The sequence below is a fragment of the Ramlibacter albus genome (assembly GCF_014297445.1).
GTDB classification, from domain to species: domain Bacteria; phylum Pseudomonadota; class Gammaproteobacteria; order Burkholderiales; family Burkholderiaceae_C; genus Ramlibacter; species Ramlibacter albus.
In genome coordinates this window covers 307,194-326,784 of sequence record NZ_JACORU010000002.1, presented here as the reverse complement: position 1 = coordinate 326,784, position 19,591 = coordinate 307,194, and the positions used below count along the sequence as shown (strand labels likewise).

The following is a 19,591-nucleotide window of genomic DNA, read 5'->3' as shown; positions in this document are numbered from 1 at the left end:
GCGGATTTTCCAGCCAAGCGAAACAGCAGGCAGGCCGTGCGTCTCACATCGATCAAGCTGTCCGGGTTCAAGTCGTTTGCCGAACCCACCAATTTCATGCTGCCCGGCCAACTCGTCGGCGTGGTCGGCCCCAACGGCTGCGGCAAGTCCAACATCATGGACGCCGTGCGCTGGGTGCTGGGCGAGTCGCGCGCGAGCGAGCTGCGCGGCGAGTCCATGCAGGACGTCATCTTCAACGGCACCACGTCGCGCAAGCCCGCGTCGCGCTCGTCCGTGGAGCTGGTGTTCGACAACGCCGACCACCGCGCGGGCGGCCAGTGGAGCCAGTTCGCGGAGATCGCGGTCAAGCGCGTACTGACGCGCGACGGCACCAGCAGCTACTACATCAACAACCAGCCGGTGCGCCGCCGCGACGTGCAGGACGTGTTCCTCGGCACGGGCCTCGGCCCGCGCGCGTACGCCATCATCGGCCAAGGCACGATCAGCCGGATCATCGAGTCCAAGCCGGAGGAGCTGCGCCTCTTCCTCGAAGAGGCCGCCGGCGTCTCCAAGTACAAGGAGCGCCGCCGGGAGACGGAAAACCGCCTCTCGGACACGCGCGAGAACCTCACGCGGGTGGAAGACATCCTGCGCGAGCTCAACGCCAACCTCGACAAGCTGGAAAAGCAGGCCGAGGTCGCGCAGCAGTACAACACGCTGCAGGCGGACGTGACGCTCAAGCAGCACCAGCTGTGGTACCTCAAGCGCGCCGAGGCCGAGGCCGACCAGGTCAAGCTCAAGGCCGATGCCGACAAGGCGGTGAACGACCTCGAGTCGCGTGTCGCGGATTTGCGCCGCATCGAGAGCGAGCTGGAGACGATCCGCCAGGCGCACTACGCAGCCGGCGACCAGGTGAACCAGGCGCAGGGCCTGCTGTACGAGGCGAGCGCGGAAGTGGGCCGGCTCGAAGCCGAGATCCGCTTCGTGGTGGAAGGCCGCCAGCGCGTGGAGCAACGCCTCGTCCAGCTGAAGGAGCAGGCCGCGCAGTGGGGCTCGCGCAAGGACGAAGCCGCGGCGGAGATCGAGACGCTGGCTGCGCAAGGCGTGGAAGCCGAAGAAAAGGCAGCGCTGCTGGCCGCGCAGCTGGAAGAGCACGACCAGAAGCTGCCCGACCTGGAAGACGCGCTGCGCGACGCGCAGGCGAAGTCGAATGCGCAGCGCACGTCGGTGGCCGAGGTGCAGCAGCAGATCCAGGTGCTGGCCGCCGACCAGCGCAACATCGAGGAGCAGTCGCGCCAGCTCAACGTGCGCCGCGAAAAGCTCGTGGCCGATCGCAATGCGCTGGCCGCGCCCGACGAAGCGCGCCTGGTCAACCTGCAGCAGCAGCTGGCCGCCGCGCAGGAAGCCGCGCAGACCGCCGACGCGCGCCTGCACGAGCTGCAGGAGCAGGTGCCGCAGCTCGACGAAGAGCGCCGCACGCAGCAGCAGGCCGTGAACAGCGAAGGCGCGAAGCAGGCCGATTTGTCGGCGCGCATGGAAGCGCTGAAGGCGCTGCAGGAGAAGGTCAAGACCGACGGCAAGCTGCAACCGTGGCTCGCGAAGCATGGCCTCGACGGCCTGCAGGGCCTGTGGAGCCGCATCCACATCGAGCAGGGCTGGGAGAACGCCCTCGAAGCGGCGCTGCGCGAGCGCATGGGCGCGCTGGAGGTGTCGCGGCTGGAGATGGTGCGTTCGTTCGCGAACGACGCGCCGCCCGCGAAGCTGGCCTTCTATTCACCGCCACAGGCTGCGACGCCTGAAGCCGCAGGCGCCCTGCCGCGCCTGGCCGACCTGCTGCGCCTGAACGACGCCGGCCAGAAGGCGCTGCTTTCCGACTGGCTGCACGGCTGCTACACCGCCGCTTCCTTCGAAGACGCGCTGGCCGCACGCGACAAGCTCAAGGCGGGCGAAGTCATCTACGTCAAGAGCGGCCACGCCGTCACCGCGCACAGCGTGAGCTTCTACGCGCAGGACAGCGAGCAGGCCGGCCTGCTGGCGCGCCAGCAGGAGATCGAGAACCTCGAGAAGCAACTGCGCGCGCAGGCGCTGATCACCGAGGAGACGCGCTCCGCTTTGGTCCGCGCCGAAGCCGCGTACACGGACGCCTCGCAGCGCCTCGTCACCGTGCGCCGCGAAGCGGCCGAGACGCAGTCGCGCGCCCACGAGCTGCAGGTGGAAACGCTGCGCCTCACGCAGCTGGCTGAACAGACCCGCGCCCGCAGCGAGCAGATCGCCGGCGACCTGGCCGAAGTCGATGCCCTGCTCGAAGAACTGCAGGAGCGCCGCGTCGCCGCCGAAGCCCGCTTCGAAGAGCTGGACATGCAGCTGGCCGACAGCCAGGAGCGCCATGCGCAGCTGGACGAGCGCGTGATCGAGGCCGAGCGCAAGCTGACCGAGGCGCGCGAACAGCATCGCTCCCTGGAGCGGCAGGCCCAGGAGGCGACCTTCTCGCAGCGTTCGCTGGAAGCGAGGCGCGGCGAATTGCAGCGTGCGATCGAGACGGCCACGCAACAGGCGCAATCGATTGCCGCCGAAGAAGAGCGCGCCACCGCCGAACTCGCACGCCTGACCGACGCCGCCGCGCAAGCCGGCCTGCAGACCGCGCTGCAGCTCAAGAGCGAGCGTGAGCAGGTGCTGGGCGCCCGCCGCAGCGAGTACGACGACCTCACCGCCAAGCTGCGCGCGAGCGACGAGCGCCGCCTGCAGCTCGAGCGCGAGCTGGACCCGCTGCGCCAGCGCATCACCGACCTGCAACTGAAGGAGCAGGCCGCCCGACTGGGCCTGGAGCAGTACTCGCAGATGCTCGCGGACGCGCAGGCGGACCTGGAGGCGGTCGGCAAGTCCGTCACCGAGAACAACGTGCGCCTGTCCGGCCTGCAGGGCGAGATCGACCGCCTGCACCGCGAGATCACGGCGCTGGGCGCGGTGAACCTCGCCGCGCTGGAAGAACTGACCACCGCGCGCGAGCGCAAGCAGTTCCTCGACGCGCAGTCGGCCGACCTCAACGAAGCCATCACCACGCTGGAAGACGCGATCAAGAAGATCGACGGCGAAACGCGCGAGCTGCTGGCGGGTACCTTCCAGACCGTCAACGACCACTTCAGCAGGATGTTCCCGGAGCTGTTCGGCGGCGGCAACGCCAAGCTCGTGATGACGGGCGAGGAGATCCTCGACTCCGGCGTCCAGGTGATGGCCCAGCCGCCGGGCAAGAAGAACCAGACGATCCACCTGCTCTCGGGCGGCGAGAAGGCACTGACGGCCATCGCACTTGTGTTCGCGATCTTCCAGCTCAATCCGGCGCCCTTCTGCCTGCTGGACGAGGTGGACGCGCCGCTGGACGACGCGAACACCGAGCGCTATGCGAAACTGGTGACCGCCATGAGCAAGGGCACGCAGTTCCTCTTCATCAGCCACAACAAGATCGCGATGGAAATGGCCGAACAGCTGATCGGCGTGACCATGCAGGAGCAGGGCGTCTCGCGCATCGTGGCCGTGGACATGGAGTCCGCGGTGTCGATGGCGGAAGCTGCATGAGCAGTTTTACCGTCGGCCTGGCGATCCTCGGCGGGTTGGTGCTCGCCGTCCTCGTTGCGTGGAATGCATGGACCACGCGACGCAATACGCCACGTCAGCCCGAGGCGGTGCCCGTCGCTACTGCCGAAGCAGCACCGGGCGAGCGCACCGAGCCCGTGCTCGAAGCCGACATCGCACCGCTGCCGGCGCCCGAGCGCAAACCTGCACTCGACAACCTGATCGACGCGATCGCACCCATTGCCGTGGACCATGTCGTCACGGGTGACGCGGCACTCGCCGCGATGCCGCCGACCCGCCGCGTGGGCAGCAAGCCTTTCGCGGTCGAAGGGTTCAACGATGCGGCGCAGGCGTGGGAAACACCGCGCGCGGGCCAGCGCTACTCGAAGTTCCAGGCCGGCGTGCAGATGGCCAACCGCAACGGCGCGCTCAACGAGATCGAGTTCTCCGAGTTCGTGATGAAGGCGCAGGCTTTCGCGGACGCGATCGGCGGGGCGCCGGAATTCCCCGAGATGCTGGACGTGGTGAACCGCGCGCGCGAGCTGGACCAGTTCGCCGGCACGCACGATGCGCAGCTCGGCTTCACGCTGCGCGCCCGCAATGCGGCGTGGAGCCCCGGGTACGTTCAGCAGCATGCCGGCAAGCACGGTTTCGTCGCCGGGGCGATCCCCGGCCGCATGGTGCTGCCGTCTGCGGTGAACGCGAGCTCGCCCATCCTGGGCCTGTCCTTCGACCCGCAGGCCGCGCTCGCCGAAGACCCCGCGCAGTCGGCGATCCGCGAGGTGACGCTCAGCCTCGACGTGACGCACGTCGCCCGCAGCGAGCAGCCGTTCGTGAAGATGCGCGACGCCGCGATCGCACTGGCCGCATCGATGGACGGGATGATCACCGACGACAACGGGCAGGTTATCCGCGCGGAGGCGCTGGACGTGATCGGGGCCGACCTCGAGCACCTGTACGACACGCTCGATTCGCGTGACCTTTCGGCGGGGTCGCCGCAGGCTCGCCGGCTGTTCTCATGACCGTGCCTGCTCGCGATCGCGAACGCGCCGACGCGCTTCGCGAGCTGCTGCATCACCACGCCCACCGCTACTACGTGCTCGACGAGCCGGAGATCCCGGACGCGGAGTACGACAAGCTGTTCCGCGAGCTGCAGGCGCTGGAGGAGAAATACCCCGAGCTGCTGACGCCCGACTCGCCCACGCAGCGCGTCGGCGGCAAGGCGCTGGAAGGCTTCGAGAAGGTGCGGCACAAGGTGCCGATGCTGTCGATCCGCACCGAGACCGACATCGAGGCGACCGGGGCGCAGAACTTCGACGCGCGCGTGCGGCGGGAGCTGGGGCTCGCAGAGTCCGACCCGCCGATCGAGTACGTCGCGGAGCTGAAATTCGACGGGCTGGCGATCAACCTGCGCTACGAGCACGGCGTGCTCGTGCAGGCCGCCACGCGCGGCGACGGCGAGGTGGGCGAGGACGTCACGCAGAACATCCGCACCGTCGGGCAGATCCCGTTGAAGCTGCACGGCAAGGCCTTTCCCGAAGTGCTGGAGGTGCGCGGCGAGGTCTACATGCGCCGCGACGACTTCGAGAAGCTCAACGAGCTGCAGCGCGAGAAGATCGCCATGGGGGCGAAGAACGAGAAGACGTTCGTCAACCCGCGCAACGCCGCGGCGGGCGCGGTGCGGCAGCTCGACCCGAACATCGCGCGGCAGCGGCCGCTGTCGTTCTTCGCGTACGGCTGGGGCGAGATCGTCGGCGGGCCACAGTTCCGCTCGCACTACGACGTGCTGCAGGCGCTGAAGTCGTGGGGCCTGCCGGTCTCCGACAAGATCGCCGTGGCGCAGGGCGCGGCCGACCTCGTGCGCTACCACCAGGACGTCGGCCGCGCGCGCGACCAGCTGCCGTTCGACATCGACGGCGTGGTCTACAAGGTCAACAGCCTCGCGCTGCAGCAGCAGCTGGGCTTCGTCACGCGCGAGCCGCGCTGGGCCGTGGCGCACAAGTTCCCGGCGCAGGAGCAGCTGACGACCGTGGAGGCCATCGACATCCAGGTCGGCCGCACCGGCAAGCTCACGCCGGTGGCGAAGCTGCACCCCGTGTTCGTTGGCGGCGTGACGGTGACCAACGCCACGCTGCACAACGAGGACGAGGCGCGGCGCAAGGACGTGCGCGTGGGCGACACGGTGATCGTGCGGCGAGCGGGCGACGTTATCCCTGAGGTTGTGGCCGTGGTGCCCGAGAAGCGCCATGGAAACCCGCCGCAGTTCACCATGCCGAAGCGCTGCCCCGTGTGCGGCTCCGAAGCCGTGCGCGAAGAGGGCGAGGCGGACTACCGCTGCACCGGCGGCCTCTTCTGCGGCGCGCAGCGCAAGCAGGCGATCCTGCATTTCGCGCAGCGGCGCGCCGTGGAAGTCGAGGGCCTGGGCGAGAAGCTCGTGGACCAGATGGTCGATGCGGGCGTCGTCAAGACCTTGCCCGACCTTTACCGCCTCGGCTTCGCGAACCTGGTGGCGCTGGAGCGCATGGGCGAGAAGTCCGCGCAGAACCTGCTCGCGAACCTGGAGAAGTCCAAGTCGACGACCTTGCCGCGGTTCATCTACGGGCTCGGCATCCGCCACGTCGGCGAGGCGACGGCGAAGGACCTCGCGAAGCACTTCGGCAAGCTCGATGCGATCATGGACGCGACGCCGGAGCAACTGCTCGAGGTGCCCGACGTGGGCCCGGTGGTTGCCGAGAGCATCCACACCTTCTTCCAGCAGCCGCACAACCGCGAGGTGGTGGAGCAGTTGCGCGCATGCGGCGTCACGTGGGAAGAGGGCGAGCCGGACCGCGGTGCGCCCAAACCGCTTGCGGGGAAGACAGTTGTGCTCACCGGCACATTGCCGACGCTGAGCCGCGACGAAGCCAAGGAAATGCTCGAAGCCGCCGGCGCCAAGGTGGCGGGCTCGGTGAGCAAGAAGACCGATTACGTCGTTGCCGGTGCCGAGGCCGGCAGCAAGCTCGACAAGGCCCAGGAGCTGGGCGTGCCGGTGCTGGACGAGGACGGCCTGCGCCGCCTACTCGCCGGGGGCTGAGGCCGGCGGGCTCTCGGGGCGCCGCCACAGCCAGCTGCCCACGACCACCATCGTGCCGATGGAGAAGAACCGGGCCCACGGATTGGCCACGGTCAGCACGATGATCACCGCGCTGATCGACATCATGATCGTCGCGGCCCATTTCGCCTTGCGGCTCACCACCCCGCCGTTGCGCCAGTCGCGGATGTAGCGGCCGAAGTGCGCGTGGTTCTCCAGCCAGGCGAGCAACCTCGGCGAGCTGCGCGCCGCGAACCATGCCGCCAGCAGGATGAACGGCACCGTGGGCAGGATCGGCAGGAACGCGCCGAGGATGCCCAGGCCCAGCGACAGCAGCGCCATCGCGAAATAGAACCAGCGGACCCCGGCCTTGAGCATCGGCCGATTTTGCCCGGTATGCTGGCGGCCATGGCAGCCCGAGAAATCCTGAAGATGGGCGATGCGCGCCTGCTGCGCGTCGCCAAGCCAGTCGAGAAGTTCGACACCCCCGAGTTGCGCGCGCTCATCGACGACATGTTCGACACGATGAAGGCCGCCAACGGCGCCGGCCTGGCCGCGCCGCAGATCGGCGTGGACCTGCAGCTCGTGATCTTCGGCACCGACACCGTCAACCCGCGCTATCCCGACGCGCCGCCCGTGCCGCGCACGGTGCTGCTCAACCCGTCCATCACGCCCGTCGGCAGCGAAGAGGAGCTGGGGTGGGAGGGTTGCCTCTCGGTCCCCGGCCTGCGCGGGCTGGTGCCGCGCCACGCGAAGATCCGCTACACCGGCTTCGACCCGAAGGGGCAGCCGATCGACCGCACCGTGGACGGGTTCCATGCGCGCGTCGTGCAGCACGAGTGCGACCACCTCGTGGGCAAGCTCTACCCGATGCGCATGCGCGACTTCACGCAATTCGGCTACACCGACATCCTCTTCCCGGAGATGGCGGCCCACGAGGACGACTGATGCCCAGGATCGTCTACACCTCCTGGCCCACCGCCGAAGTCGCGGGCGGCGTGAAGGCGATCTACCAGCACGTCACGCTGCTCACCGAAGCCGGCCGCGAAGCGGTGGTCGCAACACCCGACGGCAAGGCGCCGTGGTGGTTCGACAGCCCGGCCGCCACGACCACGCTGGACGACATCGCGGAAGATGACGTGCTCGTCTTCCCCGAGAACAATTTCGAGTTGCTGGAGAAATTCGCCGCGACGCCCAACCGCAAGCTCGTGTTCTGCCAGAACCCGTTCTACGTGTGGAGCGGCGTGGGCAACAAGGCCTCGTACGCCGACTTCGGCGTGGAGCAGGTGGTGTGCGTGAGCCAGACCACGCTGCACTACATGCGCAAGCGCATGCCGGCCATGAAGCTGGGTTACGCGCCGTTCTACATCGACCACGAGCTGTTCCAGCCCGCGCCGCGCCGCGAGTTCCAGATCGCCTGCGTGCCGCGCAAGCGGCCGGTGGAGGTGATGGCGGTGCGCGACCTGCTGCGCGCGACCCACCCGAAGTTCGCGCACGTCAAGTGGGCCATCATCGAACAGGCGACGGAGAAGCAGGTGGCGCAGGCGCTTGGGCAATCGGCCATCTTCCTGTCGCTGGCACGGCTGGAGGCGCATGGCATGACGCTGCTGGAGGCGATGGCCTGCGGCTGCCTCGTGGCCGGTTTCCATGGTTCACCCGGCGGGAGCGACTCCGCCCACGCGGCCAACGGCCTGTGGGCCGGGGACGACGACATCGAGGGCTGCACCGACCAGCTCGCGCGCGCGTGCGAGATGGTGCTGGAGCGCGGGCTGGCCTACGAGGCGATGGTGGCGCGCGGCCGGCAGACGGCGGATGCGTACCGCCGGGAGGAGACGGCGCGGCTGGTGGGCGAGTTCTGGAACGGCGTCGTCGGGCATTGAAAACCCGGCTGCGGCGCCGTCATCAGGCCGATATCAGGCGCCGATCAGTCTTCTTCGTTGTGCTGAAGCGCAGCGGCGGCAGCGTCGAGCGCCTGGGACGGCGTGCGCACGAGGTGCGGTTGCTCGTCAGCCTCGGCGCTTTCATGGGCCGCAGGCGCGGGCCGTGCCGCCGGGACCTGCAGGTTCCTGAAGTAGCCGGTATTGAGGTGCGTCGCATGCCGGCTGAGGTTGGCGGTTGCGGCCAGCGACGGCTTGGATCCGGCGTCCTGCACGGCCTCCTCGGCGACCGGTGCGGCCTCGGGCTGCGGTTGCGGGGCTGCCGCGGCGGCAGCGGCGGAAGCCGCGGCGGGTGCGCCGTGCGCGGCATGAGTGGCGGCGGGGCGTGAAGAACTGGCGGGAACGGTCATGAAGGTCTCCGGGTGACGGTGCCCGGATGCTATTTCCCGTTTCCTCCCCTTTGCCACATACAGAGGCCTCGCCGCCGCTACGCGCCCAGCGTTTCCAGCAACTCCGTCTCGATCTCGATCTGCCGGCGGTTCTGCTGCAGCTCCGGCCCATCGATCAGGAACGTGTCTTCAACGCGCTCGCCGAGCGTTGTGACCTTCGCGAGCTGCAGGTTGAGCTTGTGCTTCGCGAGTACGCGCGCGATGGAGTAGAGCAGCCCGACGCGGTCGCTCGCGGACACGGTGAGCAGCCAGTGCTGCGCCTTCTCGTCCGGGCGCAGGTCCACGCGCGGCGCGATGGGGAAGCTGCGAACGCGCCGCGAAACGCGCCCGCGGCCCGGCGGCGGCAGCGGGCCGGCGGCCTGCAACGTGGCCGCGAGCTCCGACTCCACCATGCTCACCAGCTCGCGGTAATGGTCCGGCAGCATGCTCGTCACCACCTGGAACGTGTCCAGCGCGTACCCGTTGGTGGCGGTGTGGATCTTGGCGTCGAGGATGCTGAAGCCCGCCTGGTCGAAATAGCCGCAGATGCGCGCGAACAGGTCCGTCTGGTCCGGCGTGTACACCAGGATCTGCAGCCCCTCGCCAACGGGCGACATGCGCGCGCGCACGATGGTCTTGCCGCTGCCGACGTGCCGCGACACGTGCCGCGTGTGCCAAGCGATGTCCGACGCGTCGTGGCGCATGAAGTAGCCGATGTCCAGCGAGTCCCACAGCTTCTTGTGCGCCTCGAACGGCAGCGCGTAGAGCTGCAGCTGCACGAGCGCCTCGCGCTTGCGGGCCTCGACGTCGGCACCGGGGTCGGGCGCGCGGCCGCCCAGCACGCGCAACGTGTAGCGGTACAGGTCCTCCAGCAGCTTGCCTTTCCAGGCGTTCCACACCTTGGGGCTGGTGCCGCGGATGTCGGCCACGGTCAGCAGGTAAAGCGCCGTGAGGTAGCGCTCGTTGCCCACGCGCTGCGCGAAAGCCTTGATCACGTCCGGGTCGCCGAGGTCCGCCTTCTGCGCTATGTGGCTCATGGCCAGGTGCTGGCGCACGAGGAACTCGATGAGCGCGCAGTCTTCCTTCTCGATGCCGTGCTGCTTGCAGAAGTGGCGCACCTCTTTCGCGCCCAGCTCGGAGTGGTCGCCGCCGCGGCCCTTGGCGATGTCGTGGAAGAGCGCCGCGATGTACAGCACGTACGGCTTGTCCCAGCCGGCGGCCAGCTGCGAGCAGAACGGGTACTCGTGCGCATGCTCCGGGATGAAGAAGCGCCGCACGTTGCGCAGCACCATCAGGATGTGCTGGTCGACCGTGTACACGTGGAACAGGTCGTGCTGCATCTGCCCCACGATGCGGCGAAACACCCACAGGTAGCGCCCCAGCACCGAGGTCTGGTTCATCAGCCGCATGGCGTGCGTGATGCCGCGCGGCTGCATCAGGATGGCGCGGAAGGTGTTGTGGTTGACGGGGTCGTCGCGGAACTTCGCGTCCATCACGTCGCGCGCGTTGTAGAGCGCGCGCAGCGTGCGCGCCGACAGGCCCTTGACGCCCACCGTGGTCTGGTAGAGCAGGAAGGTCTCGAGGATGGCGTGCGGGTTCTTCTCGTACAGGTCGTCGCTCGCCACGTCGATCATCCCGGCCTTCTCGAAGAAGCGCTCGTTGATCGGCCGCGGCGCATGCGTGCTCGGGTTCAGCCGCTCCTCGATGTTGAGCAGCAGGATCTGGTTGAGCTGATCGACGGCCTTGGCCGCCCAGTAGAAGCGCTTCATCAGCTGCTCGCTGGCGCGCGTGACGATCTTCCCGTTGGGCTTGGTGACGTTGCTGTAGCCGAAGGACTCGGCCACGGCCGTCTGCAGGTCGAACACGAGGCGGTCCTCGCGCCGGTTGGCCAGCACGTGCAGCTTGGCGCGGATGAGGTTCAGCAGCGCTTCATTTCGCTTGATCTGCCGCGCCTCGAAAGCGGTCGCAAGGCCCTTGCGCGCGAGCTCGTCCCAACTCCTGCCCAGGTCGGCTGCCTTGGCCACCCACAGGATCACCTGCAGGTCGCGCAAGCCGCCAGGCGACTCCTTGCAGTTGGGCTCCAGCGCGTAAGGCGTGTTCTCGTACTTGTTGTGCCGCTGGCGCATCTCCAGCGTCTTGGCGATGAAGAAGGCGCTGGGGTCCAGCGTGTCCTTGAAGGCGCGCCAGAACATCGCATAGAGCTTCCTGTCCCCCGCGATGACGCGCGACTCGAGCAGCGAGGTCTGCACGGTGACGTCGGCCTGCGCCTGCGCGACGCACTCGCCCACGGTTCGCACGCTGGAGCCGATCTCCAGGCCCGCGTCCCAGCAGCTGCCGATGAAGGCCTCGAGCTTCTGCTTGAGGTCGTCGTCGCCGTCGGCATGGGTGCCATCGGGCATGAGCACGAGCACGTCCACGTCCGAATGCGGGAACAGCTCGCCGCGGCCGTAGCCACCCACGGCCACGAGCGCGAAGGACGCCGGAAACCCGGCCTGGTCCCAGAGCGTGCGCAGAAGGCCGTCGGCGAGGCCGGCCAGGTCCTTCAGCAGCTTGCCGATGCCGCGCGTGGAGCTGCCGGTGGTGCGCAGGCCGGCGAGCAGCTGCTCCTTGCGGGCACGGTAGTCGCCCCGCAATTGCTGCAGCGACGAGCCGTTGCCTTCAAGGACGGCGTTCATCCTTTACTTGTTGACGAACGCCGGCGGCGGCGGGCTGCCGGCCGACAGCGTGAGCACCTCGTAGCCGGTGTCGGTGACCAGCACCGTGTGCTCCCACTGCGCGGACAGCGAATGGTCCTTGGTGACGATGGTCCAGCCGTCGTTGCCGAACTCCTTCACCTCGCGGCGGCCCGCGTTGATCATGGGCTCGATGGTGAAGGTCATGCCGGGCTTGAGCTCTTCCAGCGTGCCGGGCTTGCCGTAATGCAGCACCTGCGGCTCCTCGTGGAAGTTGCGGCCGATGCCGTGGCCGCAGAACTCGCGCACCACCGAGAAGCCGTTGCTCTCGGCGAATTTCTGGATCTGCCAGCCGATGTCGCCCAGGCGCACGCCCGGCTTGACCTGCACGATGCCGTGCCACATGGCCTCGTAGGTGATCTGCACGAGCCGCTTCGCGGCGATCGACGCCTCGCCCACGAGGAACATGCGGCTGGTGTCGCCGTACCAGCCGTCCTTGATGACGGTGACGTCGACGTTGACGATGTCGCCCTTCTTCAGCGGCTTTTCGTTGGGGATGCCGTGGCACACCACGTTGTTGACGGAGGTGCACAGGGACGCAGGGTAGGGCGGGTAGCCGGCCGGCTGGTACCCCAGCGTGGCGGACAGCGTGCCCTGCTTCTTCATGTACTCGGCGGCCAGCTGGTCGATCTCGCGGGTGGTGATGCCCGGCTTGATGAAGGGCGTGAGGTGGTCCAGCACCTCGGCGGCCAGCCGCCCGGCCGTGCGCATGCCCTCGATACCTGCAGCGTCCTTGTACGTAATGCTCATGGCCGGGATTATCCCAGAGCGATAAAGTCCTCGCCGGTAGAATAGGGGGCTAACCCCTGTAGACGCCACCAGTGTCCCTCCACATCACCGAGTTCGAGGGCGGCAATGCCCTTAGCGAGTTCCGGGCCCGGCAGCTCCTGCCGCAACTCCAGGCCCTCCACGACAGGATTTCCGGCATCGCCGCCCGCTATGTGCACCTCGTGGCGGCCGACCACGCCCCCGATGCGGCCGAAAGGCAGAGGCTCGCCGCGCTGCTGACCTACGGCGACCCGTACAAGGGCCCGCTGGAAGGGCCGCTTGTGGTGGTCACGCCGCGCATCGGCACCGTGTCCCCGTGGGCGTCCAAGGCGACGGACATCGCGCACAACTGCGGCATCGCCCTCAAGCGCGTCGAGCGCGTCGTCGAATACCGCGTGCAGCTCAAAGGCGGGTTGCTGGGCAAGCCGTCCCTGTCGCAGGAGCAGCTGGGCGCCGTGGCGGCGCTGCTGCACGACCGCATGACCGAAAGCGTGGTGCCGTCGCGGGACCAGGCGTGGAAGCTCTTCACGGAGCTGCAGCCCGCGCCCATGGAGCACGTCGACGTGCTGGAGGGCGGCCGCGGCGCGCTGGAGGAGGCCAACACGCGCTTCGGCCTGGCGCTGGCGGACGACGAGATCGACTACCTGGTCGACGCCTTCAAGTCGCTGAAGCGCAACCCCACCGACGTGGAGCTGATGATGTTCGCGCAGGCGAACAGCGAGCACTGCCGGCACAAGATCTTCAATGCGAGCTTCACCATCGACGGCGAGCCGCAGGAAAAGAGCATGTTCGGCATGATCCGCAACACGCACCAGAAGAACCCGCAGCACACCATGATCGCCTACGCCGACAACGCGGCGGTGATGGAAGGCCACGACGTCGAGCGCTTCCTGCCGGATTCGCAGCGGCACTACGCGAAGGCCGCGGCCACGCACCACGTGCTGATGAAGGTGGAGACGCACAACCACCCGACGGCGATCTCGCCCTTTCCCGGTGCGTCCACCGGTGCGGGCGGGGAGATCCGCGACGAAGGCGCCACCGGCCGCGGCGCGAAGCCGAAGGCGGGCCTCACGGGCTTCACGGTATCGAAGCTGTGGGACCCGAAGTTCGGCAAGCCCGGCCACATCGCGAGCCCCTTGCAGGTCATGACCGAAGGCCCGCTGGGCGGTGCCGCCTTCAACAACGAGTTCGGACGGCCGAACCTGCTGGGCTACTTCCGCGAGTACGAGCAGGAGGTGGCGGGCGTCCAGCGCGGCTACCACAAGCCGATCATGATCGCGGGCGGCGTCGGCACGATCGACGCCAGGCTGACGAAGAAGATCCTGTTCCCGGCCGGCACGCTGCTGGTGCAGTTGGGCGGCCCCGGCATGCGCATCGGCATGGGGGGCGGCGCGGCCAGCTCGATGGCCACGGGCGCGAACACCGCGGAGCTGGACTTCGACTCGGTGCAGCGCGGCAACCCGGAAATCCAGCGGCGCGCGCAGGAGGTCATCAACCACTGCTGGTCGCTCGGCGAGCACAACCCCATCCTCGCGATCCACGACGTGGGCGCGGGTGGCTTGTCCAACGCGTTCCCCGAGCTGACCAACGACGCGGGCCGCGGCGCGCGCTTCGACCTGCGCGCGGTACCGTTGGAGGAAAGCGGCCTCGCGCCCAAGGAGATCTGGTCCAACGAGAGCCAGGAACGTTACGTGATGGCGATCGCGCCGGAATCGCTGGAGCAGTTCCGCGCGTTTTGCGAGCGTGAGCGCTGCCCGTTCGCGGTGGTCGGTGTCGCCACCGAAGAGCGGCAACTGGTCGTCGCCGACGAGGGCCACGACACGCCGGTGGACATGCCCATGGACGTGCTGCTCGGCAAGCCGCCGCGCATGCATCGCGACGTGAAGCGCATCGCGCGTGAAGTACCGGCGATCGACCTGACGGGCGTGTCGCTGCAGGATGCCGCGATCCAGGTGCTGTCGAATCCGACGGTGGCTTCCAAGCGCTTCCTCGTCACCATCGGCGACCGCACCGTGGGCGGACTGTCTTCGCGCGACCAGATGGTGGGCCCCTGGCAGGTGCCGGTGGCCGACTGCGCCGTCACGCTTGCCGATTACAACGGTTTCGCGGGCGAGGCCATGAGCATGGGCGAGCGCACGCCGCTTGCGGCAGTCGATGGTCCTGCCTCCGGCCGCATGGCGGTCGCCGAGGCGATCACGAACCTGCTGGCTGCGCCGATCCAGCTGTCCAAGGTGAAGCTCTCGGCCAACTGGATGGCGGCCTGTGGGGAGCCAGGGGAAGACGCGGCGCTGTACGACACCGTGCGCGCCGTCGGCATGGAGCTTTGCCCCACGCTGGGCGTGTCGGTGCCCGTCGGCAAGGACAGCCTGTCCATGCGAACCCAGTGGGAGGACAAGAAGGTCGTCTCGCCGGTGAGCCTGATCGTCAGCGCGTTCTGCTCGCTGGACGACGTGCGCACCACGCTCACGCCCCAGCTGGAGCCGACACAGGACACGACGCTCGTGCTCGTGGACCTGGGCAAGGGCAGGCACCGCATGGGCGGCAGCATCCTCGCGCAGGCGCTGGAGCAGCCGGGCGGCGAGGTACCGGACCTGGGCGACCCGCAGGACCTCGTGAACCTCGTCAACGCGGTGAACGAGCTGCGCGACGAAGGCCGCATCCTCGCGTACCACGACCGCAGCGACGGCGGCTTGTTCGCCGCCGCGTGCGAGATGGCGTTCGCGGGCCACGTCGGCGTATCGCTCAACGTCGACATGCTCGTCACCGAAGGCGACGGCATCACCGACAGCAGGGCCGAATACGGTGACGCCAAGAACTGGGCGTCGCAGGTCAGCGCACGGCGCGAGGAGCTCACGCTCAAGGCCCTCTTCAACGAGGAGCTGGGCGTGCTGCTGCAGGTGCGCACCGACGACCGCAACGACGTGATGCAGGTGCTGCGCCGGCACAACCTGTCCAAGTACAGCCACTTCGTCGGCAAGACGCGTCCCGCCGATTCGTCCATCGACGTGGGCAAGGGCGAGGTGCAGGTGTGGCGCGACACCAAGTCGGTGTTCTCAGCGAAGCTCTCCGACCTGCACCAGGTGTGGGACAGCGTGAGCTGGAAGATCTGCCAGCAGCGCGACAACCCTGTCGGCGCCGACAGCGAGCACGCGGCGGCCGGCGAGCCGAACGACCCGGGCCTGTCGGTGTCGCTCACCTTCGACCCGAAGGACAACGTCGCGGCGCCCTTCCTCAACCTCGCCCGTCCCAAGGTCGCGATCCTGCGCGAGCAGGGCGTCAACTCGCACGTCGAGATGGCGTACTGCTTCACCGAAGCCGGCTTCGACGCGGTCGACGTCCACATGACCGACCTGCAGACCAGCCGCGCGACGCTGGCCGACTTCGCCGGCATCGTCGCCTGCGGCGGCTTCAGCTACGGCGACACGCTGGGCGCGGGCATCGGCTGGGCGCGCAGCGTCACCTTCAACCCGGTGCTGTCGGAGCAGTTCCAGTCGTTCTTCGCGCGCAAGGACACGTTCGGCCTCGGCGTGTGCAACGGCTGCCAGATGTTCGCCGAGCTCGCGGACATCATCCCCGGCGCGCAGGCGTGGCCGCGGTTCACCACCAACAGGAGCGAGCGCTTCGAGGCACGCCTGTCGATGGTGGAAGTGCTGGAGTCGCCGAGCCTCTTCTTCGCGGGCATGGCAGGCAGCAAGCTACCCATCGCCGTGGCGCACGGGGAGGGCTATGCCAACTTCGCGTACCGCGGCGACAAGGACAAGGTGATCGCGGCGATGCGCTTCGTGGACAACCACGGCGCACCGACCGATCGCTACCCGTTCAACCCGAACGGCAGTCCGCAGGGCCTCACCGCGGTGACCACGGCCGACGGCCGCTTCACGGCGCTGATGCCGCACCCGGAACGGGTTTTCCGCAACGTGCAGATGTCGTGGACGAGCGGGGACAAGGGCGACCTGAGCCCATGGATCCGCATCTGGCGCAATGCGCGCAAGTGGGTGGGCTGAGCGCCGGCGCTCGATGTGCTAGCATTGTGCTGTCACACTGATAGCAAGGTGATCTCATGGCAGCCATCAGCATCCGTGGCCTCGACGAGAAGGCGCTGGCCCGCCTGAAGCACCGTGCCCAGCGCGAGCGCATCAGCCTCAACGCCTTGGCTGTGCGGCTGCTGGAGGGGCAGGGCAGCGCCCGCCCCGAGCCGCCCAAGCCGCGCACCTACGACGATCTCGACTCGCTGGCCGGCACGTGGAAGGCCGCGGACGCGAAGGCGTTCGAGGAGGCCATCGCGCCGTTCTGCGAGGTCGACGAGTCGCTCTGGAAATGAAGCCGGTCGCTCTCGACACCAACGCCTACGTCGCGTTCAAGCGCGGCGAGGAGGCCGTGCTCGAAGTGCTCAGGCGCGCCGGGGAAATCCTGCTTTCGACCACAGTGCTGGGTGAACTGCTCGCCGGCTTCGCGGCCGGCACACGCGAATCGCGAAATCGGCTGGAACTCGCCGAGTTCTCCGTGTCGCCGCGAGTGCGCATCGTGCACGCGACCGAAGCCACGGCGGATAACTACGCGCTGGTGTATGCCGCCTTGCGCCGCAAGGGCAAGCCGGTGCCGACCAATGACCTGTGGATCGCTGCCAGCGCGCTCGAACACGGCGCCGCGCTACTCACCTTCGACGCGCACTTCGCGGCGATCGACGGGTTGCGGTCCGGCCGGCAGCTGGCGGACTTCCTTCCGTGAGCCGTCTCATCGCGGCAGCCGCAGCGTGAACGTCGCGCCCTTGCCGGGGCCGTCGCTCTCCACCGTCAGCTCGCCGCCCATCTCGCGCGCCGCCTGCGCGCAGCTGTGCAGCCCGAAGCCGTGGCCCTCGGCGCGTGTGGTGAAGCCGTGCGCGAAGAGCTTCGCGCGATGTTCCGGCGAGATGCCGCTGCCGTTGTCGGAGACGCTGACCGACACATCGCTGGAGCCCTGGCGCACCGCTACGCGCAGGATCCTCTCGCCGCCGTTGGCCGCCATCGCGTCGCAGGCGTTGCCCACCAGGTTCACCAGCACCTGCATGATGCGCGTGCGGTCCAGCGGCGCCGGCGACACCCGGGCGAAGTCACGCTGCACCGTCACGCGGTTGCGGGCCAGCACGTCCTGCTGCAAGGTCAGGGTGTCTCCCACCAGCGTGGCCATCGAGACCTGCTCGCGGCTGCCGCCGCCGCCGCCACCCGCGTAGCTTTGCTGCATGGCCACGACGTTCTTGATGTGGTCCACGCTCGAGAACAGCCGGTGCACCTCGCCGAGCATCTCGCTGCGCTCGGCCTCCAGCGCGTTGGCCAGGTCGCGCACGTAACCCGGCAGCAGCTGCATCTTCTCGCCGCGCGTGCCGGCCTCGATGCGCGCCATCTCCGCCTCCAGCAGGTCGGCCACGTCGCGCAGCCGGCCCGAGCGCCCGCTCTCCAGCCGCCCCGACAGCACGTGCGCGGACACGTTGACGCTGGTCAGCACGTTGCCCACGTTGTGCAGCACGTTGGTCGTGACCTGCGCCAGGCCCGCGCGCTGCGCCTCGCTGGCGAGCCGCACCTGCGCCTCCTGCAGGCGCTCCTCGGCGGACTTGAGCTCCGAGATGTCGATGAAGGTGCAGATGTGGCGCAGGGGCCGCCCGTCCTCGGCGGCCACGGTGACTGCTTCCAGGTGCACCCACACCGTTTCGCCGGTCGCCGCGCGCATGCGGAACTCGAGCGGCTCCCAGCGCCGCAGGCCGGGCCCGGCGCGGTCGTTTTCGTGGGTTTCCAGCACGCGCCGGACCGCTTCTCGGTCGTCGGGGTGGACGAGGGTGGGCAGCGCGGGCAACTCGGCCGCATCGCGGCCGGCATCGAGCCCCAGCATCTCCCGGTAGCGGGCGGATGCGCGCACGACGCCCGTGGACGTCTCCCAGTCGAGCACGCCGGCCTTCGTCGCCGTGACCAGCAGGTCGGCGCGGTGCTTCTGTTCAGCCGCGCGCAGCTCCTCGGTGGCCAGGGCGCGGGCGTAGCGCTGGCCGAGCAGCATCGCCAGCGTCACGAGGTAGATGCTGTTGCCGATGGGGACGAGGCGCCCGAGGTACGAGGCCGACGGGCTGGCGAGGTCATGGATCACGGCGCCCACGAGCGCGCACAGGCCCACGAGCAGGATGCGGGCGCTGCGGTCCCCATGGCGCACGGCACGCAGCAGGACGACCGCGAGGTAGGCCGACGTCGTCATCCAGCCGAGCCACGACAGCGGCCCGGAGCGCAGGAACACGTCCAGCGGCGCCAGCAGCGCCAGCAGGAAGCCGGCGGCGCAGAACGCCGCGAGCGCCGCGGCCGCGGGCCGCCAGCTGTGGCGCGGGAAGAGCGCCTGCGCCAGCACGGGGTGCATGGCCCAGAGCAGGTACGAGTTGCCGAACCAGATGCGCTGGCGGCCTTCGAAGCCGACACCGGCCAGCCACGACTGCAGCGCGCCGTCGGGCGAAAACGCCACGTAGGAAGCCAGCGTCAGCGCGTACAGCCCCAGGACGATGCTGCTCCAGTCGCGCCGCCGGGCCAGCACGGAAAACAGGCCGAACACACCGATGGCCGCGGCGGCCGAGGCCCCGATCGTGGTCAGGGTCACTTCGGACTCGCGCTGCGTGAGCAGCCGGGCGGGCGGGCCGAGCGTCAGCGCGCGCACCATGCCCGCGCGGTAGATCTCGAAATTGGAGACCTGCACCCGGATGTCGAGCGGGCAATGGAGGCCCTGCAGCAGCACGGTCTGGCCGGCGACACCCGGCACATGGGTCGATTTCGTCGTGCCCGGCGTGCCCTGCCGCGCGAGCTCGCGGCCGTTGACAGACAACGCCATCGCGGTGTGCTGGTAAGGGGTGTTCACCGCGAGCGTCCGTGGCCAGCTGCAGTCGACGGTGAGGCGGTACGTGCCGGCGCCGTAGCCGAAGCTGCGGATGCCGGTCCAGGCGCCCGGCACCTTGATCAGGGTGGAATCGGCCGGCCAGGGATCGGCCGGGCCGACGAACCTGCCTCGCACGAACTGCCATTCGCCGGCCAGCGACACCGGGCCCTGGCTGTCGAAGGCCCACGCGCCGAGGTCCAGCCTGCCGCCGGCTGCCCCGGCCGCTTCGGCGCGGAAGGCGAGCAACAAGACGGCAATGGCGAGCAGGATACGGATGGCACCCCCCAA

The 19,591-nt window shown here is 68.8% G+C and carries 13 protein-coding genes; 8 read left to right on the top strand and 5 right to left on the bottom strand.

Features of this window, described 5'->3' with window-relative positions:
* Positions 1-36 precede the first annotated feature (36 nt).
* Genes smc through ligA form a run of 3 tightly spaced genes read left to right on the top strand, consistent with a single transcriptional unit; the run spans position 37 to position 6,622 of the window.
* Complete coding sequence (gene smc / locus H8R02_RS08310) at positions 37-3,552, top strand: chromosome segregation protein SMC (RefSeq protein WP_187080919.1); 3,516 nt, start codon at positions 37-39, stop codon at positions 3,550-3,552.
* Entirely contained in the window at positions 3,549-4,571 is a 1,023-nt protein-coding gene (locus H8R02_RS08305; RefSeq protein ID WP_187080918.1) for a cell division protein ZipA C-terminal FtsZ-binding domain-containing protein, read from the top strand. Before smc ends, H8R02_RS08305 begins: the two co-directional genes overlap by 4 nt.
* The gene (ligA, locus tag H8R02_RS08300; RefSeq protein WP_187080917.1) at positions 4,568-6,622 is read left to right on the top strand and encodes an NAD-dependent DNA ligase LigA; all 2,055 of its coding nucleotides are present in this window, start codon (positions 4,568-4,570) and stop codon (positions 6,620-6,622) included. The genes H8R02_RS08305 and ligA overlap by 4 nt, the downstream gene beginning before the upstream one ends.
* Here the strand turns inward: ligA and H8R02_RS08295 are convergent.
* On the bottom strand, positions 6,605-6,997 hold the full coding sequence (locus H8R02_RS08295; RefSeq protein WP_187080916.1) for a YbaN family protein: 393 nt from the start codon (positions 6,995-6,997) through the stop codon (positions 6,605-6,607). The two genes, ligA and H8R02_RS08295, sit on opposite strands and share 18 nt — an antisense overlap.
* Before the next feature lie 30 nt (positions 6,998-7,027).
* Here H8R02_RS08295 and def point away from each other — a divergent pair, with 30 nt between their 5' ends.
* Both def and H8R02_RS08285 read left to right on the top strand, forming a co-directional pair.
* Positions 7,028-7,567 carry a peptide deformylase gene (gene def, locus H8R02_RS08290; RefSeq protein ID WP_187080915.1) on the top strand — a complete coding sequence of 180 codons (540 nt, stop codon included), beginning with the start codon at positions 7,028-7,030 and terminating at the stop codon, positions 7,565-7,567.
* Positions 7,567-8,499 (top strand): glycosyltransferase, encoded by a 933-nt coding sequence (locus tag H8R02_RS08285; protein ID WP_187080914.1) that lies wholly within the window; start codon positions 7,567-7,569, stop codon positions 8,497-8,499. The genes def and H8R02_RS08285 overlap by 1 nt, the downstream gene beginning before the upstream one ends.
* A gap of 44 nt (positions 8,500-8,543) precedes the next feature.
* On the opposite strand, the gene H8R02_RS08280 is transcribed toward H8R02_RS08285, so the two are convergent.
* The 3 genes from H8R02_RS08280 to map all read right to left on the bottom strand — a co-directional run bounded on the left by H8R02_RS08280 (position 8,544) and on the right by map (position 12,406).
* The gene (locus H8R02_RS08280) at positions 8,544-8,906 is read right to left on the bottom strand and encodes a hypothetical protein (protein ID WP_187080913.1); all 363 of its coding nucleotides are present in this window, start codon (positions 8,904-8,906) and stop codon (positions 8,544-8,546) included.
* A 77-nt stretch (positions 8,907-8,983) separates the two neighbouring features.
* Positions 8,984-11,599 carry a [protein-PII] uridylyltransferase gene (locus H8R02_RS08275; protein WP_187080912.1) on the bottom strand — a complete coding sequence of 872 codons (2,616 nt, stop codon included), beginning with the start codon at positions 11,597-11,599 and terminating at the stop codon, positions 8,984-8,986.
* 3 nt (positions 11,600-11,602) lie between these two features.
* Positions 11,603-12,406, bottom strand: coding sequence for a type I methionyl aminopeptidase (gene map / locus H8R02_RS08270; RefSeq protein WP_187080911.1), 804 nt, complete (start codon positions 12,404-12,406; stop codon positions 11,603-11,605).
* A gap of 71 nt (positions 12,407-12,477) precedes the next feature.
* Here map and purL point away from each other — a divergent pair, with 71 nt between their 5' ends.
* The 3 genes from purL to H8R02_RS08255 are packed head-to-tail and all read left to right on the top strand — an operon-like array spanning position 12,478 to position 17,152.
* Positions 12,478-16,428: a phosphoribosylformylglycinamidine synthase gene (purL, locus tag H8R02_RS08265; RefSeq protein WP_187080910.1), complete on the top strand. Its 3,951-nt coding sequence runs from the start codon at positions 12,478-12,480 to the stop codon at positions 16,426-16,428.
* Between the two features lie 56 nt (positions 16,429-16,484).
* Entirely contained in the window at positions 16,485-16,745 is a 261-nt protein-coding gene (locus tag H8R02_RS08260) for a FitA-like ribbon-helix-helix domain-containing protein (protein ID WP_187080909.1), read from the top strand.
* Positions 16,742-17,152 (top strand): type II toxin-antitoxin system VapC family toxin, encoded by a 411-nt coding sequence (locus H8R02_RS08255; protein ID WP_187080908.1) that lies wholly within the window; start codon positions 16,742-16,744, stop codon positions 17,150-17,152. Before H8R02_RS08260 ends, H8R02_RS08255 begins: the two co-directional genes overlap by 4 nt.
* A gap of 6 nt (positions 17,153-17,158) precedes the next feature.
* On the opposite strand, the gene H8R02_RS08250 is transcribed toward H8R02_RS08255, so the two are convergent.
* Positions 17,159-19,591: an ATP-binding protein gene (locus H8R02_RS08250; protein ID WP_187080907.1), complete on the bottom strand. Its 2,433-nt coding sequence runs from the start codon at positions 19,589-19,591 to the stop codon at positions 17,159-17,161.